Here is a 25,469-nt window from a genome sequence, read left to right as displayed (position 1 = left end):
TTATGCGATTGTCAGCATTTCATCATCAACAGCGACGGCATCACCGACCTTGATGAAGACTTCACCGACGGTACCGGCTTTCGGTGCGCGGATCTCGGTTTCCATTTTCATGGCTTCCAGAATGATCAACACATCGCCTTCTTCCACGGCATCGCCGGGAGAAACCAGAACCTTGAAGATGTTACCGCCCAGGGGCGCGTTAACCGGATCGCCATCACCAACCGGCGCCGATGCAGCGGCCGCAGGTGCCGAAGCAGCCCCGCCTTCTGCCTGAATCTGGCTAATTTCGCCACCCTCAGACACCGCTACCACGTATTTTTTACTGTTTACTTCAACGGTGTACGTTTCGGGACCAGAGACTTTTTTCGCTGGGGCTACGTCGTCCGCCGACGGAATCGGCTCAAACGCATCCGGATTGTTGCGGTTTTCAAGGAACTTCAGGCCAATCTGCGGGAACAGGGCGTAAGTCAGCACATCGTCGATGACGTTATCAGCCAGCTTGAAGTTTTTCTCTTCCGCCAGCTTTTTCAGCTCGTCGGTCAGTTTGTCCATTTCCGAGTCAATCAGGTCGGCTGGGCGGCATGTAACGACTTCCTTGCCATCCAGAACCCGCTCCTGAAGCTCTTTATTGAACGGCGCAGGCGCGGCGCCGTACTCGCCTTTGAGGATAGCCGCCGTTTCTTTGGAAATAGATTTATAACGCTCACCGGTCAGTATGTTCAGTACCGCCTGTGTGCCGACAATCTGCGAGGTCGGCGTTACCAGCGGAATAAAGCCCAAGTCTTCACGCACTTTGGGAATTTCAGCCAGTACTTCATCAAATCTATGAGCGGCGTTCTGCTCTTTGAGCTGGCCTTCCATATTGGTCAGCATGCCACCCGGCACCTGAGCAATTAGAATGCGGGAATCGGTGCCCCGAAGGCTGCCTTCAAACCTGGCGTACTTCTTACGGACTTCGCGGAAATAACTGGCAATTTCTTCCAGCAACACCAGATCCAAACCGGTGTCACGCTCCGTACCTTCTAAAATGGCGACTACAGCTTCCGTTGGCGAATGGCCGTAAGTCATACTCATTGAGGATATAGCTGTGTCCACATTATCAATACCAGCTTCCGCTGCTTTAATAGCTGTGGCGGTCGACATGCCGGTGGTCGCATGGCACTGCATGTGAATCGGAATATCCAATTCTTTCTTCAAACGACTAACCAGATCAAAGGCGACATAGGGCTTGAGAATTCCTGCCATATCCTTGATCGCGATGGAATCCGCGCCCATATCCGCGACCTCCTTCGCCAGCTCAACCCACATTTCGATGGTGTGCACCGGGCTGGTGGTGTAGGCAATGGTGCCTTGGGCATGCTTGCCGGTTTTACGCACGGCCTTGATGGCCGTGAGCAAGTTGCGGGGATCGTTCATCGCATCAAAAATGCGGAATACGTCCACGCCATTTTCAGCGGCACGATCAACAAACCGCTCTACCACGTCATCCGCATAGTGGCGGTAGCCCAGAAGGTTCTGGCCACGCAACAACATCTGTTGGGGCGTATTGGGCATGACTTTCTTCAATTCACGAATACGCTCCCAGGGGTCTTCGCCCAAGTACCGTATACAGGAATCAAACGTGGCTCCACCCCAAGATTCCAGTGACCAGAAGCCGACTTTGTCGAGTTTCTCGGCGATTGGCAGCATGTCGTCAAGCCGCATGCGGGTGGCCAGCAAGGACTGGTGGGCGTCACGCAGTACAACGTCCGTAATCCCCAGCGGTTTTTTAATGTCTGTCATCGTGTCAGCCTTCTGTTTAAAGGTTTTAAATCGCTTTCCGGGTCATTTTTTGTGACGCAACCGGAATTGGGCAACCGCCTGTTTGATCGCCTCTGCGGTGTCAGGATCAACTGACGATTGCGCCTTGGGTTTGGCGCGGGACGCCCTAGCCGGAGTTGCCGGCTCAGGCGCAGTAAACCGATTCAGCAGCTTAGACATGATCATCGTTGCGAGTACCAGCACGATCAGAAACGCAAATACAAAACCCATACCCGCAATCATCAAATCAACAGCTTGGGTCATCAGCTCATTCATAACGAATAGCTACCTGTCTTGGTTAGTGACTTTCCCCAAGGAATCCTTACCGACAAGCCATAGGTTCGGCGCTTTATTCAAGGAAACCGGGATACAAAATCCTGCGTAATTTAACGGTTTAATGAGCGATCGGCAACCAGAATGCAAATTGCTATACGGACTTTCCGAATATTTTTGGGTGTTTCTCCACCCATCTCCCCGCCGAAAGTCCCACACTCAAGCCAATCTAGACTAAGCGTGCCCGCAAATTGCGACCTTTTACCTTGCCGCGCTCCAACTGTTCCAACGCACGTCCAGCATGGCGGCTCTCCACTGCTACAAAACACTGAAATTCAAACACATTTATTTTACCAACAGCGCTACCAGGCAAGCCGCCATCGCCGGTCAGAGCGCCCATCACATCACCTGGGCGCAGTTTTTCTTTGCGACCGGACGCTATGCACAGGGTTTTCATCAGCGGCTTCATCGGTTTTGGTACAGTGCCCAGCAATGGGCCGCTATCACCCCAGATAACCGTTGCACCGCGCTCACTTTCCAGGCGATTGATTTTATGGCCCTGGGATGGGCTGCACAGAGTGACTGCCAGCCCCTGCTCTCCAGCGCGGCCGGTGCGACCGATGCGGTGCGTGTGTATCTCCGGGTCGCCCGCCGGCTCGGCGTTAACAACCAGTGGCAATGATTTTATGTCCAGCCCCCGGGCCGCCACGTCGGTGGCCACTAATACCTGGCAACTTTGATTGGCAAAGCGCACCAGAACGCTGTCGCGGTCGCGCTGTTCCAGGTCGCCGTGCAACGCCAGCGCCGAAAAGCCCTGCTGTGAGAGCTCAACCGCCAGCTCGTCACACTGATGTTTCATAGCGCAGAACACTAGGCAGGATGTGGGTTGATGCTGCGACAGCAGGGCCACGATGGCGCGAGTACGCTGGGTGCCAGAAATCTCATAGAACACTTCGGCAATATCACTGTTCATTTTCTCGGTTTGCGCCCGCACATCCACCGGTTCGCGCTGAAAACCAGCGCTGAGTTTACGAATCGATTCGGGCCAAGTGGCTGAGAACAGTAGAGTCTGGCGCTGTGCCGGCGCGTGTGAAAGAATGTTTTCCACTGCTTCCTGAAACCCCATATCCAACATGCGGTCGGCTTCGTCCAGCACCACGGTGTGCACCCGATCCAGTTTCAGTGTGCCTTTTTGCAGGTGATCCGCTATCCGCCCTGGGGTACCCACAACGATATGAGCACCGTGGGCCAGCGAGCCGATCTGAGGGCCAATCGACACACCACCGCACAGGGTGAGTATTTTTATATTGTCGCGGGCACGGGCCAATTCCCGCAAAGCCTTGGCGACCTGATCAGCCAACTCCCGAGTGGGGCACAGTACCAAGCTTTGTACCGAGAACTGCTTGGGTTTGACATGTTCAATCAGACCAATGCCGAAGGCCGCGGTTTTGCCGCTGCCGGTGTGCGCCAAGGCGATAACGTCTTGACCCGCCAGGCAATGGGGCAAGGCCCGCGTCTGAATGTCCGTGGGTTCGGTAAAGCCCAGGCGCGCAAGATTGGCCTGCATGGCGGCAGACAGTTCAAGGTCTTTAAAGGATGGCATACAAGAAAATCCCGGAATCAGCAGTTGCTGGTTAAGAAGGTAAACGCGAGGGCGTATACTGAGGTTAGTTCAATAATAGCAGATTATCTTACCAATTAACGGAGTTACCCCATGGCGTCCCTGCAGGACCAGTTACTGAAAGCCGGCCTGGCCGACAAAAAAAAGGCCAAAGCGATTCGCAATGAAAAGCACAAACAGCGCAAACAGCAGCCCAAAGGCGCAGTGCAGGTAAATGAAGCCGAACAGCGAGTACAGCAAGCACGGGAAGAAAAAACCGAGCGCGACCGTCAGTTGAATCAACAGCACCAGGCCGAGGCCCAAAAAAAGGCCATACAGGCCCAAATCCGCCAATTAGTGGGAACCAACCGACTGAACCGCAGTCACGGCGAATCCTCTTACCAATTTGTTCACGACAAGAAAATCAAGAAAATGTATGTGGACGACCTAATGGTCGACCAGCTAGCCCGCGGCCGACTGGCGATTATCTGCGTCAGTGGCGAATACGAGATTGTCGCCGAGGGCGTAGCACGCAAAATCCAGGAACGGGACGCACAGGCCGTTGTGGTATTGCACGAGCGTACGAAAGACGACCTCGGCGACGATGATCCTTACGCCGGCTATGAGATCCCGGACGATCTCATGTGGTAATAAGGAACGTTAAAAGAGCCAGTGGATTTTTATATTCAACAATGAACTAAAGAGTCTTGTTAAAAAAATTCAGAAAGGCCTTTTCACGCCTTTGGGCCTCATACAGGGCCACTGGGCGGAACTGAAGCTGACTGCCCGGCTGGCGCTGGGCCAGCGCATCTAGGCTGCGGGGCGTCACAGCCCCAAGCTTCGGGTAGCCGCCGATGGTCTGGCGATCGTTTAGAAGTATGATTGGTAAACCATTGGCCGGCACCTGAACCGCACCCAGGCTGATGCCTTCAGAAATCAGGCGCTCGCCAAACACCTCTAACGCCGGGCCGTTTAATCTTGCGCCCATACGATCGCTCTGCGGGCTCAAGGTATAAGGCTGGGTGAAAAAGCACTCCAGAGAACGGGAGGGAAAACGCTCTATCTGTGCCCCTATAATGACATCCAGAATGAGTGCCTCGCGGTAATCGGGTATCCAGTCAACAGGCACTTGACGCTGCAGCGGCGGATTTTGGGACTGGGGCTCACAAGGCAGCAGATCGCCGGCTTTTAACGGTTGCCCATCGCGATGCAGGCCTCCGGTTTTTTCCCTGTACAGGGTGGCGCAGCTGTTACCCAAACCTGCGGCAACGCTAAAACCACCGGCAACAGCCAAATAACTGCGCAGTCCGGCACGGGGCGCACCCAATGTCACCCTGTCCCCGGCTTTCAGCGACAGCGTTGCCCACAACGGCTGCGAAGCTCCGTTCACCGTGACCGTCACCTTTGCTCCGGTAATGGCAATACTGGCGTTCAACTGACTCACAAACTCCACTTGGCCAAAGGTGATTTCTAACGCCGCCGCCCCGAAACAATTACCCAACAGGTAGTTTGCCCAGGCCCAGGCATGGCGATCCATAGCGCCGCCCGTGGCCAGCCCCAAGTGCATCACGCCACGACGCCCGGCGTCCTGAATCAGGCTCAGAAACCCAGGTTTTTCAATCAACAAACCGGGCTTGGAGTGCGTCATAACTTTTCCCCCTGTTTTTTAGCAGGCGCGCCTTGCTGTATGTCTAAACCTGGCTCCACGCCCCAGGGCAAATCGTCAAGGCGACCTCCAAGCTCAAGGTATTCGTCTTGTGCTATTGGGCGGAAGCGCACTGTCTGGCCGGCTTCCAGCAGGCTGGGCTGTGCCCGGGACTGATCAAACAGGACCAAAGGAGTACGGCCAATCAGATTCCAGCCGCCAGGCGACACTATGGGATAAAGCGCGGTTTGGGTGTCGGCGATACCCAGAGTACCCGCCGGCACTTTTGCCCGCGGGTTGGCAAGCCGAGGCACACTCAACTCTTCGGCCACCTCGCCCAGGTAGGCAAAACCCGGGGCAAAGCCAATGGCGAATACCTGATAAAGGCGCTCGCTGTGGCGGCGAATAAACTCTTCTACACTGAAACCGGAGCGCTGCGCCAAGCGCTTCAGATCCGGCCCGACGCTGGGGTGATAAAACACCGGAACCTCAATAATCTCTGACTCAGCATCAACTTCCCCGATGGCATCGGGCAGCTGGTTCAGCACCTCACTTACCTGCCCCATCAAACTGGCCAGATCGTCCTGCAACACATCATAACGCAACAGCAGCGTCGTGTAAGACGGCACCGCGTCCAGTAATCGCGGGCCCAGGCTTGATTTTAAAGCGATTGCAGCACGGTGAATCGGGGTCACCAGAGCCGCATCGATACGCTGGCCAAAATGTAGGGTAACGGTATCTATACCGCTGATGTCATAGCGCCACTGCATCACACCAGCTTCCTGAACGCGTCACGAATCGCCCACACTGCGGCCACAGACTCAGGGTTGTCACCGTGCACACACAGCGTGTCTGCTTCCAGATGCAAGGCTTTGCCTTCTATCGACTGAATGCTCTGACCACGGGCAAAGGCCAGTGCCTGCTGCACAATTATGCTGGAGTCGTGGTACACAGCACCCGTTTGGCTGCGCGAAACCAAATATCCGGCGCTGTCATAGGCGCGATCGGCGAAAGCTTCCAGCAGCAACGTTACGCCGTATTCCGCGCATAGCTGTTTCAGGCGCTGGTTGTCCGCTGTGGTCATGGCCATCAACGCCAAGGTTTGCGGCGATTGCGCCAGCGCCTCGAGGATTGCGCGCAGTATGACCTCGTCGCGCATCATGTCGTTATACAGCGCGCCGTGGGGCTTTACATAGTTTAATTGGCCACCTTGGGCCGCGGCGATCTGCGCCAGAGCGCCCACCTGATACAACACCATGGTGTGAATTTCATCTGCTGCACACACCATAGACCGACGACCAAACCCCTGAAGATCCGGATACGCCGGATGCGCCCCCAGGGTGACCCCGTGTTGCAACGCCAGGCGCACGGTATTGAACATCACTCGCGGGTCGCCAGCGTGAAACCCGCAGGCGATGTTGGCCTGGTCAATCAACGGCATGACCTGATCATCCAGACCCATGGACCAAGCGCCGTAGCTTTCACCGATATCGCAATTCAATAGCATGTGAGCCTCCGGGCTTATGGCTGTTATAAGTTGTGGCTGTAGCGAGTGATCGCTGTCATGAGTGGCGACAAGCATGGGAACAAATTCACCCGTTACCCATCTTCTATACAACCAATTTATAGATAAATTATCAGCATTACAAAGTGAATTTACGTATATTATTTTTATAAATAGTTTGACACATCGCCAGCCCATAGCTAATTTTAGCTCACTAGGAATATCAAGACGGCTTTATCGCCGCGCTTTACGACTCACTGAAAACAACAACATCGGCTGACGGCTCCAGCGTCAGCTCTGGGAGGCAACACCTATGCAACACGCCATACAAACCATTCACTTACCCGTCAAAAAAGGCTTCAGCCTAAAACGCGTTAGTGCCACCGTGGCAGCCGCCACGCTCAGCTTTATGGTAAGCGGAGTACAAGCCACCGAATGGGACATGCCCACGCCCTATGGCGATTCCAACTTCCACACCGCGAACATCCGCCAATTTGCTGATGATGTGCGCGACGCCACCAACGGCGAGCTGAACATCACGGTGCACAGCAGTGGCTCGCTGATCAAACACCCTGAAATCAAGAACTCAGTACGCCGCGGACTGGTGCCTATTGGCGAGTTGATCATGTCGCGCCTGGCCAACGAAGACCCGCTGTTTGAAGTCGATTCGGTGCCGTATCTCGCCAGTGATTACGACCAAGCCTGGAAGTTATGGCTAGCCTCTAAAGACGTGCTGGCGGAGCGCTTGGAAAGTCAGCGTTTGAAGCTGCTGTTTGCGGTGCCCTGGCCACCACAGGGCATTTATACCCAGTTTGCAATTGAAAACGGCGAAAAACTGAAAGGTGTGAAAATGCGCGCCTATAACAAGTCCAGCGAGCAGCTGGCCGACTTGCTGGGTGCGATCCCTACTCAAGTAGAAGTGCCGGACATTCCCACCGCCTTTGGCACCGGCCGTGTTGACGCCATGATTACGTCGCCGTCGACAGGGGCCAACACCCGCGCCTGGGATTACCTCAGCCACTTTAACCACGCCCAGCTATGGCTGCCAAAGAACATGGTTGTGGTGAACGCCAAGGCTTTCCGCAGCCTGCCTGAAGCAACCCAAAAAGCGCTGGAAGACGCCGCAGCAGTCGCTGAAAAGCGCGGGTGGGACGCCAGCAAAGAAGAAACCGATACCAAAATCGAGATCATGCGAGATAACGGCATCGTCGTGTCGGAGCCTTCTGCGCAGCTGGTAGAACACCTGCAAAAAATCGGCGAAACCATGACCGAAGAATGGCTTGAGCGCGCTGGTAGCGACGGCCAAGCACTGCTAGACGCTTACCGCCAGCGGAAGTAACACCCCCGTGATGGCACGAAGCTTTCGTGCCATCACGCATTTATTCATGCCGGCCCTGCAGCAAAGGTGCACGTGTGGGCAAAACACAGGAACACCACCATGCGCAGGGCTCTGGACGCATTCTATCGGTTGGGGGGCGCCCTTTCCGCAATCAACCTGACACTGATCATGGTTATGATTGTGGTACAGGTACTCAGCCGTGTACTTGACGAATTACTGGCCTGGCTGGGTTTCAACCCGCTGGGACTGAACGTGCCGGGGCTGGCTGAGCTGGCGGCGTTTATGCTGCTGGGCGCCACATTTTTTGGCCTGGCCTACACCTTTTGGCAAGGCGGACACATTCGCGTGACTCTGCTGTTACAACGTCTGCCTCAATCTGCCCACCGCGTCATGGACATTCTGGCTCTGCTATCCGCTGCAGCCATTACTGCCTTTGCAGCCTGGCACAGCGCTTGGCTGACGTGGGACAGCTACGATTTCGGCGATCTATCCATTGGCATGGTGCCGGTGCCGCTGTGGATTCCACAGGCGGCCATGGTCATGGGCCTTTTATGGCTATTAGTAGCCCTGTTAGACGCCCTTGTGTCGCTGCTTAGCGGCCGCATAGCACAACTTCACGACGAAGTACCCCAGGAGTAAGCCCGTGGAAATGATTTGGATGAGCCTACTGCTTCTGGTGTTGCTGCTGGCATTGCTAGGTGCGGGTTTATGGGTGGCGTTTTCGTTAACGGCCATCGGTTGTATATCGCTGTATTTTTTCAGCAACGTTCCCGTGGGTGACAGCCTGTCGACCGCTTTCTACAGCGCCAGCGTGTCGTGGGAACTGGCCGCGTTACCGATGTTTATCTGGATGGGTGAGGTGCTATTCCGCTCGCGCCTGTCCGAAGAAATGTTCAGCGGCATTGCGCCGTGGGTGGGCAAAGTTCCGGGAAAATTGCTGCACACCAACATTCTGGGTTGTGGCATTTTCGCGGCAATATCGGGCTCGTCCGCCGCTACAGCAGCCACCATTGGCAAAATGTCGATACCGGAGCTTACCCGTCGCGGCTATAACAAAAACCAGATACTGGGCACTCTAGCCGGTTCTGCTACCTTGGGGCTATTAATTCCACCCTCGATCATCCTGATTGTTTATGGCGTGGCTACCGAACAGTCCATTGCTCGTTTGTTTGTGGCCGGTATTCTGCCCGGCATCATGCTGATGCTGCTGTTTGGCGGCTATGTCATGATCTGGTCGCTGCTGAACCCGGAGGGCATCCCGACGGGCGAAGCCGAGCACCTGTCTTTTCGCGCCAAACTTCGTCGTAGCCGCCCGCTGATTCCGGTGATGCTGCTGATAGTTGGTGTGATCGGCTCTATCTATGGCGGCCTGGCCTCGCCCACCGAATCCGCTGCCGTTGGCGTAGCACTGGCTCACCTATTGTCATGGAAAGGCGGCTCCATGAGCCGTGATACCTTTACCAGCGCGCTGATGGGTACGGTAAAAACGTCGTCCATGATTGCCTTCATACTGATGGGTGCGCATTTTCTGACCACCTCAATGGCCTTTACCGGTATCCCTCGTGAACTGGCTACCTGGATCAACACCCTGGACCTTTCACCCAATATGCTGCTGATAGCATTGACCCTGTTCTTCATTTTGCTGGGCTGCTTTCTGGACGGTATTTCCGTAGTGGTACTGACGACCTCTGTGATTCTGCCGATGGTGGAAGCCGCTGGCATTGACCCGCTCTGGTTTGGTATCTATCTGGTGATTGTGGTGGAAATGAGCCAGATTACGCCGCCGGTTGGCTTCAATCTGTTCGTGATTCAGGGCCTGACCGGGGACAATATTTTGCGCATTGCCTGGGCCGCTTTGCCCTATTTCCTGCTGATCCTGAGCGCAGTGGTACTCATAACGCTGTTCCCTGCCATCGTCACGTATCTGCCCAGCCAAATGGGCAGATAAGACAACGCAGTACTGACTAATCATGATTGTTAACAACGGTGACATCACGTTATGAAAACAAAAAAATCGGCGAACGGCTCTGACGAGAGCGCAAAAGCACGGCGCAATGTTGGGCCCATTGTGTCCTCTGCCCACCTGGCCTCTGGCCGTGCAGTGGAGCTTTCAGAGTTGGAGTTTGGCCTTATTGTGGCCGGCAATGCCTTTAATCGCTGGATGGTGCGCTGTATGAATGCAGCCGGGCTGCATGACTTAAGCCAACTAGACGTGCTGGTGCTCCACAGCGTGAACCACCGCGATCGCGCAAAAAAATCCGCCGACATCTGCTTGGTGCTCAATGTGGAAGACAGCCACACCGTCACCTACTCCCTAAAAAAACTGCTTAAACACGGCGTAGTGACGTCCGAAAGGCGCGGCAAAGAAACCTATTATTCGGTGACTGAAAAAGGTGACGATGTGTGCAAACGCTACGCCGAAATCCGTGAAAACTGTCTGGTGGATTCACTGCGAACGCTGGGATTTGCCAACAGCGATCTAGGCGAAGTGGCTAGTTTTTTGCGCGGAATTTCCGGCCTATACGATCAGGCCGCGCGCTCGGCGGCCTCGCTGTAAAAGCCTGCAGAGCGGCAAGATGAAAATCTTCACTCTTTGAATTCGGCCTTGTCCAGACCGTGTTTTTTCATCTTGTCGTACAAGGTTTTGCGTGCAATGCCGAGTTCAACCATGGTGTCTTTGATGCTGCCATGGCAGGCATTCAAAGCACTGATTAATGCCAGGCGTTCAAAGCCGTCCATTAGTTCTGCAAGTGTGCGGCGGCCATTCACGTTGGTATCTTGCGCCGTGTCTGTCTCGTCCAGAGCCGCCGGGCCCAGCAAAACATAGCGTTCGGCCAGATTTCGCAGCTCACGCACGTTGCCGGGCCAGTCGTGATGCGTCAGTTTAGTTGCCTGGCCCGCGTTCAGCGGGATGCTTTCGCGGTCATAGCGGGCCGCTGCAATCAGCACAAAGTGGTGAAACAGCGTGGGAATGTCTTCCTTGCGCTCGCGCAGTGGCGGGATATCCACTTTCACCACATTCAGGCGATAGTATAAGTCTGCACGGAACACACCCTGGTCGCTGAGGGTTTTCAGATTGGATTTGGTGGCTGCAATAATGCGTACATCCACCTGCTGCACCTGGTTGCTACCCAGACGCTCAACTTTCTGCTCTTCAAGCACCCGCAGCAATTTAATCTGCAGCGGCATCGGCATGCTTTCCACTTCATCCAGAAACAGCGTGCCTTGGTGGGCGTGCTCTATTTTGCCAATACGGCGTTTATCCGCACCGGTAAAGGCCCCCGCTTCGTGACCGAACAGCTCACTTTCAATCAGATTTTCCGGCACCGCGCCGCAGTTAATCGCAACAAAATTGTGACTGCTGCGGCGGCTGTTTTCGTGAATGTAGCGCGCCAGTGCGTCTTTTCCCGAACCGGTTTCGCCATACAGCAAAATGTTCGCAGAAATGTCCAGAATCGGGTCAATCGTGGCCATCACTTTTTGCATAGTGGGCGAACCACCCAGAATTCGCGGGCCGGGTTTTGCCAGCTGCTTTAACTGGGCCTTCAGACGCCGATTTTCCAACGCCAACTGACGCTTTTCCAAAGCGTGGCGCAGCAGTTCCACCAGTTCTTCCTGATTGAACGGCTTTTCGATGAAATCATAGGCGCCTTGCTGCATGGCACTCACCGCAGTGCTGATATCGCCCTGCCCGGTGAGAATGATGACGGGTATGGTGTCGTCAAGCTGCTGCAAGCGGCTGAGCAGCTGCAAGCCATCCATTTTCGGCATATTATAATCGCACAAAACAACGCCGCTATAGTCGCGACCAATTTGCGCCAGTGCATCGGAGGCATTGTCAAAGCAGCTCACTGCCAGATCATCCAGAGTCAGGGCCTGAGCAATGGCTTTACGTATATCCGGCTCGTCATCCACGAAGATTACGTCAGTTTGACTCATACCGGGGTGTCTCGTTTTTTCAGTGTGAATTCAAATTCTGCGCCATCGCCATCGCTGCGATTGCGGCCGCTTAAGCGGCCGCCAAGCGCATCAACAATCTGGCGCGAGATGGATAGCCCCAGCCCAAGGCCCTGCTTAACAGGTTTAGTGGTGTAAAACGGTTCGAACAGCTGCTCGGTATTAGCCGGCAGGCCCCCGCCATTGTCGCGCACCCGGCACAGCCAATAACCCTTATGCCCCGCCACGTCTATGGTGATAGCCGGCTGCGCACAACCCTCTAACGCATGCACTGCGTTGGCCAGAAGATTCACCAGCACCTGCTCGATGCGGATTTGGTCACCATGGCACCACACTGGCTGCACCGGCCGCTGCCACTGAATATCAATATTGCCGCTGCTTTTCTGCGCCGCGATGATTTTCAAAGAAGCGTCCACCGCCGGGCGTAAATCGACAATACTGGGTGGCCCTTCGGATTTGCGTGCGAACACTTTGAACTGACGAGTCAGTTCTGCCATTTTGTCACACAGCAGTACAATCTCTGCCAAGTTGGCGTCTACCATATCGCCGGCGCCTTTTTGCAGAAAGCGCCGGCTGTTGCGGGCGTAGGTCTGAATCGCGGTCAGCGGCTGGCTCATTTCATGGTTCAAGCCCGCCGACATCTGCCCCAATACCGCTAGCTTTGCGGCCTGTATCAGCTCCTGCTGGGTTTCCCGCAGGTCAGTCTGGGCTTGCTCTCGCTGCTGTATCTCTTCAACCAACATCTGGTTAGAACGCTCAAGGTCCGCGGTGCGCTCAGCCACATTCAACTCCAACTGCTGGCCTCGCAGGGCCAGTTCGGCTTCGCGGCGATAGCGTTCACGCATGTACAGCCAGGTCAACAACACCCCAAAGTAAAGCGCCATACCTGCAAGCACTGAACCCAGGCGCATCCAGATAACCGACTGGGTACTCACCATTATCTGCAGCGTCCAGTCCATTCGTGGCAGCGGCGTGTGAACACTGAGGTATTCATGACCACCGCCATTTTCACGAACGCGAACGGTGCCAGACTGACCTGACAAACCCCAAGGTTTATCCAGATAATCGAGTTGAACCGGTTCCAGGTCCCGCTCTGGGTAGCGTCGGCGCGAGGCCTCGCCAGGTGCAGGACGATCGCTGCCAGTAAAGTCACGGAACAACCAACGGGGCTGGCTGGACAGAAAACTGACTCCAGCGGTGTCCAACACCAGCATTTCTGCTTCGCGCCTTAAGGACGGCCGTACCCACTGAGATTCCAGTTCATCCACCAGCACTTTTACCGCCACGACTCCCAGCACCTGCCCCTGTTCGTCACGAACCGGATGGGAAAAATACAGGCCACGCACCCCTGAGGTGGAGCCCAAAGCGAAATAAATAGCAGAACCGCCTCTTTCAATCGCTTCGAAAAAATACGGCCGGAAACTGAAGTTGCGACCGACAAAGCTGCCGGCTTGCTTATAATTATTGGCCGCGATGGTCAACCCAGACATATCCATCAGATACACATCTGAGCCGCCTACAATGGTGGCCATGCGTTGCATTTCCTCATTGGCCTGCAGAATAACATCCATATTGTCTGGCGCGCTCAACGCGGTCGCCAGCAGCGGATGCTCGGCCATCAATTCGGGAATGGGCAGGTAACGATTGAGCTCATTGGCCACTAACTGGCGATAGCGGAAAGATTCCACCAGGCTTTCCTGCTCTACCTGGCGGTAGCCTACCCAACCGCCAAGAATCCAGGCCGCTGCAAGCACCACCACAAACACCAGCACAGCGCCAAAACGGAAGAACATACACTGGCCTCTAAAACACCATTAAAAACACCGTTAAAACCCTCAAGGCGAGCGCCAAGCCGGCACAATACAACACCACTTATGGGTTATTCTGCACCGGCTTGGCGCCGAAAATCAGGCTATTGCCGAGCGTTCACGACGCTGGCGCTGAATGATATAAGCTGCGACCGCCATACCGATACCCGTCAGATCCGTTAGCCAGCCGCCCTCAATCATTAGCAAAGCCGCTGTAATCAGCACTATGCGTATGACCCAAGGCGCTGAAACCTCGGCAAACCAGCCCAGCACACCGCCTGACAGGATATAAACCCCAAACAGCGCGGTGATCAGCGAACGGACAATTTCAAACCATTCGGCGTTCATCAGCAAAGCCCCATTATAGAAGAACATAAACGGAACAATGAAGGCAGCAATACCAATTCGGAACGATGCCACCGAGGTTTCCATGGCGTTGGCCCCGGAAATACCGGCTGCGGCATAAGATGCCAGAGCCACCGGCGGAGTAATCGCGGAAACGACGGCAAAGTAGAATACGAAGAAGTGCGCCGTTAGAGGTTCGATACCCAGTTGTACCAGCCCCGGAGCTACCACCGACGCGGCCACCGCATACGCGGCCGTGGTAGGCATTCCCATGCCCAGCAAAATGGAAATGAACATGGCAAAGATCAGTGCCAGTAATTGGCTGGTCGCGGCCACGTCCAGCAGTAACACCGAGAATCGCGCGCCCACGCCAGTCAGCGAGATAACGCCCACAATCACGCCAGCTGCGGCACATACCACGATAATCTGGATGGCCATGTAAGATGCCATTTCCAATGCCTTCAAAATAAGGCCTATGCCCATCTTGTTGGGCGAAAACCAACTCACCACCGCAGCGGAAACGGTGGCCAGGGTACCGGCACGAATCACCGAATAGCCCATAAACAACGCCACGATCAGAATAATAATCGGCACGAACAAATAGCACTGCTTGATCAGTTTGCGCAATTTTGGCAATTCATCTTCGCGCATGCCACGCATACCGGTTTTAGCGGCTTCAAAATCCACCATGAAGTACACCGAGGCGAAATACAAAATCGCCGGAATAATCGCCGCAATCGCAATTTCGGTGTATGGAATACCGGTAATTTCCGCCATGATAAAGGCGCCTGCGCCCATGATCGGTGGCATGATCTGGCCGCCGGTAGACGCAGCTGCCTCAACCGCACCCGCGGACTTCTTGCTGTAGCCGACTTTTTTCATCAACGGTATGGTTAAAGAACCGGTTGACACAACATTGCCGGCACTGGTGCCGTTGATCATGCCCATCAGGCCAGAAGCAAAAATGGACACCTTGGCGGGGCCCCCGCGGGAGCGGCCAGCGATGGAAAAAGCAAAGTTTACGAAGTAGTCACCCACTTTCGAAGCCTGTAAAAACGCCGCGAAAATGATGAATAGAATAATGTAGGTAGATGACACAGCGGTGGTGGGCCCAAGAATACCGGCGTCGGTATAAACCTGGCTAAAAAAGCGCTGTACCGACAAACCCGGGTAGCCCAGAAAGCCCGGCAGATACGGCCCGGCAAACACATAAACCAGGAACACCAAGCCGATAATAACCAAGGCTAGGCCAGCCATACGACGAGTCAGCTCCATTATTAGCGCAACACCGGCAACTGCAGCAAAGGAGATACCAATTGGTGCAAACGATGTACCCGTCGCCATCCGCATAGAGGTGTTATAAGCCACCAGAAAGTAAGCAGCTACCGCTATTGAACACACCACAAGTACCAAGTCCGGCAGACTGAAACGCGAGCGTTCACGTTGGTGAAACCAGCTCATAACAATCGTCACGCCCGTTGCAGCGAGCAGCGGCCAACCGAAATGCCAGGTTTCCAGGTTGACGGGAATGCGCAAAGCGCCGTCTTGCACCATTTGCGAAAACGTAAATACCTGGTAGCACACATAGAGCGCTGGCAGCATCGCAACAGCGCTTACCCAGGTGGTCCAGCGATGGCGGGCGCCGCCCTCTTCAGCGGACACAAAACGGGCACCGGCGAAGAGTATGAAGCCCAGTATCAGGGCGCCAGCGATGTGCACAATCCGGAAAGACCAGGTTTCCAAAGGCGCAATATTCAGGGCATAAAGATGAAACGACGAGTAACCAATGGCCAACAGCGTTACAAACTTCAGCAGGTTACCTTCAAACAGGCGGCGATTATTTTCTATGGGCTCTTCGTCCACATCATGGGCAAGCACATGATCTGTGCTCTCCTCTATGTCAGAAAAGTCTTTGGGTTTTTGTTCGAGGGTCATGGGATATCCTGCCAGCGGGCAAATCGGAGCCGGCAAGCAGCCGGCAAATTAACCGGAGGCGCAGGCGCCTCCGGTGGTAGCGTTACTTGATGTTGCTTTGTTCGATGGTGTAACCGTTTTCGTTGAACCAACGCGCCGCGCCTTTGTGCCACGGCAATACTTTGTTCTTGGTGTAATTTTCAGGAATGGAGAATTGAGCTGCCTTATGGATCGACACCATTCTCTCGTTGTTTTCCATAGTCAGCTTGGTAATTTCATACACCAAGCTCTCCGGCACGTCGCAATTGGCCATTGCGAAGTTCCACATAGACACTACGCGAGATTCCTTTTCCAGCGATTGGTAGGTGTTGGCCGGAATGATAAATTCGGATACTGGGAAGTTATCAACCACTTTTTTTGCTTCAGCGTCGGTCATGCCAATGATATTCACATCGGTCTGCACTTCCAGCTGACTGACCGCAGGAATCGGGATACCGGCGGCAAAGGCAACAACATCAATCAGGCCGTCCTGCAACTGGGTACCCAAGTCTGACCAACTGCCATTGCGGCGCTCGAAGTTCACACCCAGCGTTTCCATCATGCGCGGAAAGTAGGTGTCTGAGGTGGAGCCGGCCGGGCCAAATCCGATGGTTGCGCCATCCGGAATGTCAGAAATGGAGGTGATGCCCGAGCTGGTCAGGGCCGTTACGGAAAACGGCGTTTCGTACATGGGAAACATGGCGCACACGTTGTCCATTTTCATGCCTGGCGCTATTGGGCTGTTGCCCTCCATGGACTCCCGTGCAGGCCCCATGGTGGTCAGACCAAACTTTAGATCGCCGGTGTGTACCAGAGCCATATTCTGCATCGGGCCGCCGGTGATTTCAGCGCCGCCTGACACGCCCAGGCTTTCTGCTACAAAGTTGGCCCATCCAGCACCGTACGCGAAGTAGGTGCCACCTTGACTGGCGGTGCCTACTGTGAAGTTGTCAGGCCAGCCTGCCCGATCTTGGGCGACGACCGGATTTGCAACGGCCAGCGTGGAGGCGAATGCCACTGCCATAACGACTTGGGTTTTCATAAAGAAGGCTCTCCAATTCATTGTGTTGTTTTAGTATTCAACGAAGCCCGTGCGGCCCCGCGTGACATCGGATTAAGCAATGACCGGGCCAAATAAATATTAACCATATAAAACAATGATTTATTTTCTATAGAGGTCTTTTTGGGATAGAAAATGGGTGAAAAAAGACACATTCGAGAGGAGCGAGGAAGGAATAAGGGTAAGTAATGACACGTACGGTGAGATACAAGGACCCAATGCAAAACGCCCCGATCTGCGTTTCACACATCGGGGCGTTTTGGTCGTAATTTGGTGCGGCTGGGAGGATTCGAACCTCCGACCGCCTGGTTCGTAGCCAGGTACTCTATCCAGCTGAGCTACAGCCGCTAAAACTTGGGTATTCATACATCTTAGCTTAAAAAGTGGTGCGGCTGGGAGGATTCGAACCTCCGACCGCTCGGTTCGTAGCCGAGTACTCTATCCAGCTGAGCTACAGCCGCACATTGATCACTTTCATTGCTTTAGTTGACTGCAATATCAACCTGCCCTCTTTCCTCTAACAGGAAATGGCGGAGAGGGAGGGATTCGAACCCTCGGTACACTTGCGCGTACGGTTCCTTAGCAGGGAACTGGTTTCAGCCACTCACCCACCTCTCCTTGAGGACGGGGCGTATACTACCACGTTTTTTATGTTTTCATAGGGTTGAACGAATTTTTTTACACCAGATTTTCTTTAAAACAAAAAGCCGCTCCGAAAATTCGCGAGCGGCTTTTTTTTGACCGACTAGTGATTACCCGGCTCAGCCTCATCGGAACTTTTCTCCGCCTGAATGCGCTGGTAGATCTCTTCGCGGTGAACAGCGACTTCTTTCGGTGCATTCACACCGATCCGTACTTGGTTTCCCTTTACCCCAAGCACAGTAACGGTTATCTCGTCACCGACCATCAAGGTCTCGCCTACGCGGCGCGTTAAAATCAACATATCCCTACTCCCTCTGAAAAAGCAACCCGTTCTTAAATAGGTGCTTCGTACGCGCACATTTATAACGGAATTACGCGCCCTCCCGAAACCGCACATTCCCTTATACGGGTATGTGCGTTAGCCGGTTCAGCGAATGAACGTCCTATCAGGATGATGCAGCGGGCATAAGCCCATTGCGTCGAGCTTCAACTTCTACCAGGGGCTTATCCAGCTCAAAAGCCGAATGAAGCGCCCGTACCGCAAGTTCAAGGTACTTTTCATCAATCACCACGGAAATTTTGATTTCCGACGTAGAGATCATCTGAATGTTAATACCTTCGTTAGACAGTGCCTCGAACATCTTGGTGGCAACACCCGCGTGAGAACGCATACCAACACCGACAATGCTGACTTTGGCAATCTTTTCGTTTCCGATGACCTCACGTGCGCCTAACTCGGCTGCTACCGAGCGAAGCACATCGCCTGCGCGTTTGAAGTCGTGACGCAGAACCGTAAACGTAAAGGCGGTTCTGTCGTCTTCACCCACGTTCTGGACAATCATGTCCACTTCAATATTGGCATCACTAATCGGCTTCAGAATACGCAGTGCACTGCCAGGCGTATCCGGCACACCGGATATGGTCAGCTTGGCTTCGTCACGATTGAATGCAATGCCCGAAACGACTGGTTGTTCCATAGTGCTATCATCCTCCATGGTAATCAGGGTGCCCTCGCCTTCCTGAAAGCTGGACAGCACCCGCAACGGAACGTTGTATTTACCCGCGAATTCCACAGCGCGAATTTGCAGCACTTTGGATCCCAGACTGGCCATTTCCAACATTTCTTCAAAAGTAATGTGATTCAGCCTGCGAGCAGAATCCACCACTCGCGGGTCGGTGGTATAAACCCCGTCGACATCGGTATAAATCTGGCATTCATCGGCTTTCAACGCCGCTGCCAAGGCCACCGCAGTCGTGTCTGAACCACCGCGACCAAGGGTAGTAATATCACCCAGATCGTTTACTCCCTGAAAACCTGCCACCACTACCACGCGGCCGGCATTCAGATCTTCACGCACATGCTGTTCATCAATGTGCTGAATACGAGCTTTTGTATGGGCACGGTCGGTTAGGATACGCACCTGTGAGCCTGTGTAAGAACGAGCCTCGCAACCCAGCTTCTGTAAAGCCATCGACAACAGTGCAATGGTCACCTGTTCGCCGGTAGACAGAAGCACGTCCATTTCACGCTGACCGGGCTCATCGGTAATGTTGCTGGCCAGGCCAATCAAGCGATTAGTTTCACCGCTCATGGCTGACACCACGACGACGATGTCGTGTCCGGCCTTACGAAAACCAAAAACCTTCTCTGCAATCGCCTCGATACGTTCGGTAGTACCTACCGAAGTGCCACCAAATTTTTGTACATACAAGGCCATAGTATTTCCACTGTCTAGACCGGGACTCAGGGCCGAGGTTGATCCGCCCGTCAAATCATTTGGGCGAGAGTATAAACCCTCACCCGCAGCTAAAACATGCATTACTGACTATTTTTTTCAACCCAGCCCGCAACACCCGCCAGAACCTCGGTAAGCCTGGAGGCATCGTTACCCCCGCCCTGGGCCATATCAGGACGACCGCCGCCCTTACCATCCAGCTGCGCGCACAGGTACTTCATAATGTCTCCGGCCTTGACTCTGCCGGTCGCTGATTTGGTCACGCCAGATACCAGTGTGACTTTGCCATCTTCAACGCTGGCCAAAACCACGACGCCCTCACCCAACTTGTTTTTCAGCTGGTCGGCCGTTTCCATCAGCGCCTGGCGATCCGCTCCTGGCATTTCAGCAGCAACCACCTTTAAGCCCGCCACATCGACCGCAGACGACGCTAAATCGCTGCCGGCCAAGCTGGCCAACTGAGCCTTCAAACCGTCGATTTCTTTCTCTAACTGACGATTGCGGTCCAATGTCTGCTGCACTTTCTCGACCAGCGACTCACGAGAGCCCTTCACCAGCCTGGCCGCTTCTCGCAAGGTGCGTTCCGCGCTGTCTACCCATTCCAGAGCGCCAAAACCGGTGACCGCTTCAATGCGGCGAACGCCGGAAGCGACACCGCTTTCAGAGGTAATACGCAATAGACCAATGTCACCGGTGCGATTAACATGGGTACCACCGCACAACTCAACCGAGTAGCCATCCGAGCCCATGCTCAGAACCCTGACGGAGTCGCCGTACTTTTCATCAAACAGCGCCAGCGCACCCTTGGCCAGGGCCTGTTCCATGTCGGTCACTTCTGTGACTACCGAGGTGTTTTGCAGGATCTGCTGGTTAACTTGGCGTTCGATTTCCTGCAGATCTGCGGCACTGATGGCCTCGAGATGCGAGAAGTCAAAGCGCAGTTTGTCCGGGTCTACCAGCGAACCTTTCTGGCTAACGTGCTCACCCAGAACTTTACGCAAAGCCGCATGTAGCAGGTGGGTGGCGGAGTGATTACGTTTGGTGCGTTCACGGCGCTCATGATCAATGCGCGCATCCACTTCCATGCCCGGGAACAGTTCACCTTCAACCACCGTGCCGATATGAAGGTGATTACTGCCCTCTTTGCGGGTGTCGGTTACTTGAAAGCGGCCGCCACTCCAGGTCAACAGCCCGGTGTCACCGACCTGGCCACCAGACTCCGCGTAAAAGGGCGTGCGCTCCAGCACAATGATGGCTTCGTCGCCGGCTTCGGCGTTTTTATGTTCACTGCCGACAATCACTGAGCGAATGCACTCGTGGCCATCAATATTTTGGTAACCGCTAAATTCGGTCACGCCCTCAAGCTTTAGGCTTTCCGCGTTATAATCAACACCAAATTTGCTGGCCGCCCGGGCACGTTCACGTTGGGCTTCCATCGCCTTTTCGTAGCCTTGGTAATCCAGAGTCAAACCGCGTTCACGGGCGATGTCGTTGGTCAGGTCTATCGGGAAGCCGTAAGTGTCGTATAGAGCGAACACGGTTTCGCCGGGAATTACATCACCTTGAAGTTCGGCAATGTCCTGCTCTAAAAGGCGCAGGCCGTTATCCAGGGTTTTTACAAACTGCTCTTCCTCTTGCAACAGTACTTTTTCGATCTGTTTGTGGCTGCTGACAAGCTGCGGGAAGGCTTCGCCCATCAACTCAACCAACGCACCTACCAACTTGTAAAAGAAGGGGCCGTTAGCACCAAGCTTGTTACCGTGACGGGCGGCGCGGCGGATGATCCGGCGCAATACAAAGCCACGGCCTTCGTTTGACGGCATAACGCCATCACTAATCAAAAAGCAGCAGGAGCGGATATGGTCTGCCACAACACGCAACGAAGCTTCGGTGGTGGCAACGCCGCCGAGCACGTCAGAAGCGGCTTTCAGCAGATCCTGAAACAGGTCAATTTCATAGTTACTGTGCACGCCCTGCAATACCGCGGTCACTCGCTCCAGACCCATGCCAGTGTCTACCGACGGTTTGGGCAGGTTAAGCATCTCGCCGTCAGCGGTGCGGTTATACTGCATGAACACCACGTTCCAGATTTCTATGTAGCGGTCACCGTCTTCGTTCGGGCTTCCCGGAGGGCCGCCGGCTACATCGGGGCCGTGATCAAAAAAGATCTCGGAGCAAGGGCCGCAGGGCCCTGTATCGCCCATCTGCCAGAAATTATCTGAAGAGTAGCGGCCGCCAGCGTTGTCGCCAATACGGACAATGCGCTCGGCAGGCACGCCAATTTCCTCGTTCCAGATAGCAAAGGCTTCGTCGTCGTCGGCGTACACCGTGATCCACAGCTTCGCTTTTGGCAGGTTCAACCACTGCTCAGAGGTCAAAAAATTCCAGGCGAAATTGATGGCTTCGCGCTTGAAATAGTCGCCAAAACTGAAGTTGCCCAGCATTTCAAAAAACGTATGGTGGCGAGCCGTGTAACCGACGTTTTCCAGATCGTTGTGCTTGCCGCCGGCGCGCACACATTTTTGCGAACTGGTGGCGCGAGTGTAGTCACGTTGTTCACGGCCCAGGAACAGGTCCTTGAACTGGTTCATGCCCGCGTTCGTAAACAACAAAGTGGGATCATCTGCCGGCACCAGTGAACTACTGGGAACAATGGCATGGCCCTGCTGTTTGAAGTATTTAAGAAACGCCTGTCGCAACTCTGCCGTTTTCATAGCCCTTTGATACCTTTCCATAAACCCGACGAAAATTGCGCCAGGTCCGCGATTGAATTCGGATACTTACATGATTGTACAAATCGGCTACTCTAGCACACGCCGACATCCTGAAAAACGTGAAACATCACCGGAGACCGCATGCCCAAACGCTTTCACAATGCAGACGTGCTTTTGCCGCCAGCAACCGGACTAAAACGTGGCCTGGCCATTACTTACGATGCACTTATCAGCATTGCTGTGCTGCTGGTTGCCACCTGGATATACACCATAATTGCCGGCCAGCTGACCGGTTGGGAAAAATACGAACAAATGGCGGAAGCTGGGCAGGTTAAAGGCGGCCCAGGCCTGACGTTTACCCTGTTTCTGGTGCTGTACCTGTTTTTTGGCTACTTTTGGACCCGGGTGGGCCAAACACTTGGAATGCAGGTATGGCGGGTGCGCATTCAGAATCTGGACGGCGTGTCGGTGAGCTGGAGTCAGGCTTTACGCCGTTATGTGACGGCAGCCGCTGCTGTATTTCTGGCATTACTGGCAGGCTACTATCTGGGTGCTGTCAGCCTGTTATTTTCCATTCCGGCCATAATCGCGCTGTTTTTACCCATTAACGGAGTGTCGCTGACCGACCGAATGTCAGACAGCGTTGTTGTTGAAGTCGAAAAGAAAAAGCTGTGACGGCAAACTGAGGACAAACTTCACACCTAGAACCAGGGACAAATTTCAAATCTGCCCCCTACCAACACTAACCTGCCCGGCGCATTAGCAAAATACCAATACCAGCGTTCACCGCGATAGGCACCAGTACCGCCAGAATGGGGTCGAAACCGTAGACCACGCTCATCGGCCCCAGCAAGTCTTGCATGTATTTAAACGACAGGCCTACCAACAGGCCGGTAAACACCCGAAAGCCCATGGTGACCGAGCGCAGCGGGCCAAAGATGAACGAAATTGCCACTAACACCATCACCGCGGTTCCCAGTGGCATTAACGTCTTCTTCCAAAACGCTAACCAGTAGCGCGACGCGCTCAAACCCTGCTCGTCCAGATAGCGGGCGTAGGTCAGCAGGCCTGTCATCGCCAGGTTCTCCGGCTTTACAATCAATACACTCAATACGCTGGGCGACAAACCAGACTCCCAACGCAGTTGGTTATGAGTCACCCGGGTGGTGCCCTGCTCTGCCAGCTTGGTGGTTTGTACGTTTTCAAGAATCCAGTGATCGCCTTGGTAAATCGCCCGCTCGGCAAAACTGGCGGCTAACAACTGGCGCTGCTCGTTAAAGCGAAACAGGGAAATGCCAAAAAGCACGCCACTGGGCTGCACGGCATTCATGTGAATAAATACATTACCTTCGCGATGCCACAAACCCGACGCCGCGGCTACGTTGCTTCCTGCACCCAACGCCACGGCTTTTTCGCTTTGCGCTATGCGCTCCGCCGGCGGCGCCAGGTATTCGCCAATTCCCACGCCCAGTAGCACCACAAGCAGCGCTGGTTTCATGGCAGACCAGACAATGCGCTTTATGGAAACGCCGGCGGCGCGGATAACCGTCAGCTCGGAAGAGCTGGCCATCGAGCCTAATCCCACCAGGCAGCCCATGAACGCGCCCAACGGCAAATAATCGTAAATCCGCCGCGGCAACGTCAGAAATACATACCACAGAGCATCGAGGGTCTGGTAGTTATTGGCCGTGTCGTCCAACTCGGCAATAAACGCGAAAATCAAATCCAACGACAGCACCACCACCATCACCAAAAACATGGCACCGCCAACAGTTTTCATCACATAGCGGTCAATCTTACGCATGGGTAGGCCCCGTGAGCTCTGCACGCTGCAAGCGGCGCCTGCGCAACCAGGCCGGGCCGAACTGCAGCCAAAGCCCCAGAGCCAGAAACAATCCGTGCACCCAGAACATGCCAATCCACTCTGGCACCGTGCCATCGGCCAGCGCATCACGAGCCACAATCAATAAACCGAGATAGGTGATATACACCAACATCGCAGGCAACAGGTGAAAGAACCGGCCCTGACGCGGGTTTACCCGGCTCAACCGAACCGCCAGCAAGGTCACCACTGGCACAATGAAAGGCAACGAAAAACGCCAATGCAGCAGCGCTCGCTGTCGCGGGTCGTCAGACTTCATCAATTGCCCGGTGCTGAGGCCTTCTTCCAGTTCTTTTGTACCACTCTTGCCGCTGACAATTTTTAGACCGTAAGCTTCAAATTCGGTGGTGTTGTAATCCAGCTGGCCGGCGTTCCCGGCATAGCGCCCGCCGTCTTTCAAAATCAGAAAACGGCTTCCTGTCTGGGCATCTATTAATTGAGTACCCGTTTCGGCCGTGATAATGGTTAAACCTTCGCCATTTTTGCCGAACTCGGCAATAAATACACCCTGCAGCTCACGCTTGTCGTCGCTCAGCCCTTCGGTGTAAGTCACTCGCCCGCCAGAGGTAAAGTCCTGAAAGCGCCCCGGCGCCAATAGCTCGAATTCGGTGGCTTTGCGCTGTTCGTTGAATATCTCCTCGACCTGTTTCATGCCCCAGGGCGATACATACAAGCTCATGGCCGCTACCACCAGCATCACCGGCAAACTGCCAATCAGGGTTTGGCGCAAAATATCGCCCTCACTGACACCGCAGGCAAGCAACACGGTCATCTCGCTTTCCAAATACATTCGGCCATAAGCCAGCAAAATGCCGATGAACAGACCCAAAGGCAAAATCAGCTCGAGAAAACCGGGAAAACGGTAGGCCATCACTGAAAACAGCACACCCGCAGAAATCTCACCTTCTGCCGCATTACCCAGATACTTTAAAAAGCGCCCGCTCATGAACACCATCAGCAGAATGGTGGACACAGCAATCATGCTGATCATGATCTGACGAATAAGATAGCGAAAAATAATAGTCAAAACGGTCTCTCTGGCCGAGCCGGTAACGGCGCCCATTGATGAAGGAAAACGCCAGCAGCGGCTATTCTAAGTAACCTTGCAGGCGATTGACAGGGCCACGCTGCGCCCAGCAGGTCAGCCACAAGTCCGTGCCAATGCTTGATAATTCATCGCATTGCCCCAATGTTAATACACACATCCAATT

Annotated in this window: 21 protein-coding genes and 3 tRNA genes; 6 read left to right on the top strand and 18 right to left on the bottom strand. The window is 54.3% G+C overall.

Translation table 11 applies throughout. The annotated features are described in order from the left end of the window. From oadA to dbpA, 3 genes are all read right to left on the bottom strand, one after another. On the bottom strand, nt 1-1,782 hold the full coding sequence (gene oadA, locus ABA45_RS07030) for a sodium-extruding oxaloacetate decarboxylase subunit alpha (RefSeq protein WP_048384901.1): 1,782 nt from the start codon (nt 1,780-1,782) through the stop codon (nt 1-3). Nucleotides 1,783-1,824: 42 nt separating this feature from the next. Beyond that, the gene (locus ABA45_RS07025; RefSeq protein WP_048384900.1) at nt 1,825-2,076 is read right to left on the bottom strand and encodes an OadG family protein; all 252 of its coding nucleotides are present in this window, start codon (nt 2,074-2,076) and stop codon (nt 1,825-1,827) included. 226 nt (nt 2,077-2,302) lie between these two features. After that, nucleotides 2,303-3,676 (bottom strand): ATP-dependent RNA helicase DbpA, encoded by a 1,374-nt coding sequence (dbpA, locus tag ABA45_RS07020; RefSeq protein ID WP_048384899.1) that lies wholly within the window; start codon nt 3,674-3,676, stop codon nt 2,303-2,305. A gap of 111 nt (nt 3,677-3,787) precedes the next feature. On the opposite strand from dbpA, the gene ABA45_RS07015 reads away from it, so the two are divergent. Further along, nucleotides 3,788-4,324 (top strand): DUF2058 domain-containing protein, encoded by a 537-nt coding sequence (locus tag ABA45_RS07015; RefSeq protein ID WP_014870792.1) that lies wholly within the window; start codon nt 3,788-3,790, stop codon nt 4,322-4,324. Between the two features lie 46 nt (nt 4,325-4,370). Here ABA45_RS07015 and ABA45_RS07010 read toward each other — a convergent pair whose 3' ends face one another. Genes ABA45_RS07010 through ABA45_RS07000 form a run of 3 tightly spaced genes read right to left on the bottom strand, consistent with a single transcriptional unit; the run spans nt 4,371 to nt 6,825 of the window. Beyond that, nucleotides 4,371-5,321, bottom strand: a complete 951-nt coding sequence (locus ABA45_RS07010; protein WP_048384898.1) for a 5-oxoprolinase subunit C family protein — start codon at nt 5,319-5,321, stop codon at nt 4,371-4,373. Continuing rightward, a complete protein-coding gene (gene pxpB, locus ABA45_RS07005; protein ID WP_048384897.1) occupies nt 5,318-6,088 on the bottom strand; it encodes a 5-oxoprolinase subunit PxpB in 771 nt (256 codons plus the stop codon). The genes ABA45_RS07010 and pxpB overlap by 4 nt, the downstream gene beginning before the upstream one ends. Then, entirely contained in the window at nt 6,088-6,825 is a 738-nt protein-coding gene (locus ABA45_RS07000) for a 5-oxoprolinase subunit PxpA (RefSeq protein ID WP_048384896.1), read from the bottom strand. The genes pxpB and ABA45_RS07000 overlap by 1 nt, the downstream gene beginning before the upstream one ends. Before the next feature lie 310 nt (nt 6,826-7,135). Between ABA45_RS07000 and ABA45_RS06995 the strand changes: the two genes are divergently transcribed. The 4 genes from ABA45_RS06995 to ABA45_RS06980 all read left to right on the top strand — a co-directional run bounded on the left by ABA45_RS06995 (nt 7,136) and on the right by ABA45_RS06980 (nt 10,718). Beyond that, the gene (locus ABA45_RS06995) at nt 7,136-8,161 is read left to right on the top strand and encodes a TRAP transporter substrate-binding protein (RefSeq protein WP_048384895.1); all 1,026 of its coding nucleotides are present in this window, start codon (nt 7,136-7,138) and stop codon (nt 8,159-8,161) included. Between the two features lie 99 nt (nt 8,162-8,260). Next, the gene (locus ABA45_RS06990; protein ID WP_048384894.1) at nt 8,261-8,800 is read left to right on the top strand and encodes a TRAP transporter small permease; all 540 of its coding nucleotides are present in this window, start codon (nt 8,261-8,263) and stop codon (nt 8,798-8,800) included. A gap of 4 nt (nt 8,801-8,804) precedes the next feature. Continuing rightward, nucleotides 8,805-10,109 (top strand): TRAP transporter large permease, encoded by a 1,305-nt coding sequence (locus ABA45_RS06985; protein WP_048384893.1) that lies wholly within the window; start codon nt 8,805-8,807, stop codon nt 10,107-10,109. A 51-nt stretch (nt 10,110-10,160) separates the two neighbouring features. Beyond that, nucleotides 10,161-10,718: a winged helix DNA-binding protein gene (locus ABA45_RS06980; RefSeq protein ID WP_048384892.1), complete on the top strand. Its 558-nt coding sequence runs from the start codon at nt 10,161-10,163 to the stop codon at nt 10,716-10,718. Between the two features lie 29 nt (nt 10,719-10,747). On the opposite strand, the gene ABA45_RS06975 is transcribed toward ABA45_RS06980, so the two are convergent. From ABA45_RS06975 to alaS, 10 genes are all read right to left on the bottom strand, one after another. Next, nucleotides 10,748-12,100 carry a sigma-54-dependent transcriptional regulator gene (locus tag ABA45_RS06975; protein WP_048384891.1) on the bottom strand — a complete coding sequence of 451 codons (1,353 nt, stop codon included), beginning with the start codon at nt 12,098-12,100 and terminating at the stop codon, nt 10,748-10,750. Further along, on the bottom strand, nt 12,097-13,911 hold the full coding sequence (locus tag ABA45_RS06970; protein WP_048384890.1) for a sensor histidine kinase: 1,815 nt from the start codon (nt 13,909-13,911) through the stop codon (nt 12,097-12,099). The genes ABA45_RS06975 and ABA45_RS06970 overlap by 4 nt, the downstream gene beginning before the upstream one ends. A gap of 114 nt (nt 13,912-14,025) precedes the next feature. Then, nucleotides 14,026-16,206, bottom strand: a complete 2,181-nt coding sequence (locus ABA45_RS06965; RefSeq protein WP_048384889.1) for a TRAP transporter permease — start codon at nt 16,204-16,206, stop codon at nt 14,026-14,028. Nucleotides 16,207-16,288: 82 nt separating this feature from the next. Continuing rightward, entirely contained in the window at nt 16,289-17,266 is a 978-nt protein-coding gene (locus ABA45_RS06960; RefSeq protein ID WP_048384888.1) for a TAXI family TRAP transporter solute-binding subunit, read from the bottom strand. A 289-nt stretch (nt 17,267-17,555) separates the two neighbouring features. After that, nucleotides 17,556-17,632 (bottom strand) — tRNA-Arg (locus tag ABA45_RS06955). 36 nt (nt 17,633-17,668) lie between these two features. Continuing rightward, nucleotides 17,669-17,745 (bottom strand) — tRNA-Arg (locus ABA45_RS06950). Nucleotides 17,746-17,812: 67 nt separating this feature from the next. After that, nucleotides 17,813-17,902: transfer RNA gene (locus ABA45_RS06945), tRNA-Ser, on the bottom strand. Nucleotides 17,903-18,029: 127 nt separating this feature from the next. After that, nucleotides 18,030-18,227, bottom strand: coding sequence for a carbon storage regulator CsrA (gene csrA / locus ABA45_RS06940; protein ID WP_014870780.1), 198 nt, complete (start codon nt 18,225-18,227; stop codon nt 18,030-18,032). A 145-nt stretch (nt 18,228-18,372) separates the two neighbouring features. Next, nucleotides 18,373-19,644: an aspartate kinase gene (locus ABA45_RS06935; protein ID WP_048384887.1), complete on the bottom strand. Its 1,272-nt coding sequence runs from the start codon at nt 19,642-19,644 to the stop codon at nt 18,373-18,375. 101 nt (nt 19,645-19,745) lie between these two features. Further along, a complete protein-coding gene (alaS, locus tag ABA45_RS06930) occupies nt 19,746-22,376 on the bottom strand; it encodes an alanine--tRNA ligase (protein WP_048384886.1) in 2,631 nt (876 codons plus the stop codon). Between the two features lie 141 nt (nt 22,377-22,517). Here alaS and ABA45_RS06925 point away from each other — a divergent pair, with 141 nt between their 5' ends. Beyond that, nucleotides 22,518-23,051, top strand: a complete 534-nt coding sequence (locus tag ABA45_RS06925; protein ID WP_048384885.1) for an RDD family protein — start codon at nt 22,518-22,520, stop codon at nt 23,049-23,051. 67 nt (nt 23,052-23,118) lie between these two features. Here ABA45_RS06925 and lptG read toward each other — a convergent pair whose 3' ends face one another. Continuing rightward, nucleotides 23,119-24,180 carry an LPS export ABC transporter permease LptG gene (gene lptG / locus ABA45_RS06920; RefSeq protein ID WP_048384884.1) on the bottom strand — a complete coding sequence of 354 codons (1,062 nt, stop codon included), beginning with the start codon at nt 24,178-24,180 and terminating at the stop codon, nt 23,119-23,121. Beyond that, the gene (gene lptF, locus ABA45_RS06915; protein ID WP_048384883.1) at nt 24,173-25,321 is read right to left on the bottom strand and encodes an LPS export ABC transporter permease LptF; all 1,149 of its coding nucleotides are present in this window, start codon (nt 25,319-25,321) and stop codon (nt 24,173-24,175) included. Before lptF ends, lptG begins: the two co-directional genes overlap by 8 nt. Between the last annotated feature and the right edge of the window lie 148 nt (nt 25,322-25,469).

The sequence above is a fragment of the Marinobacter psychrophilus genome, from assembly GCF_001043175.1.
In the GTDB taxonomy this organism is placed as follows: Bacteria; Pseudomonadota; Gammaproteobacteria; order Pseudomonadales; family Oleiphilaceae; genus Marinobacter; species Marinobacter psychrophilus.
The sequence above is the reverse complement of the archived record's forward strand: the minus strand, read 5'-3'. Positions and strand labels throughout refer to the sequence as shown.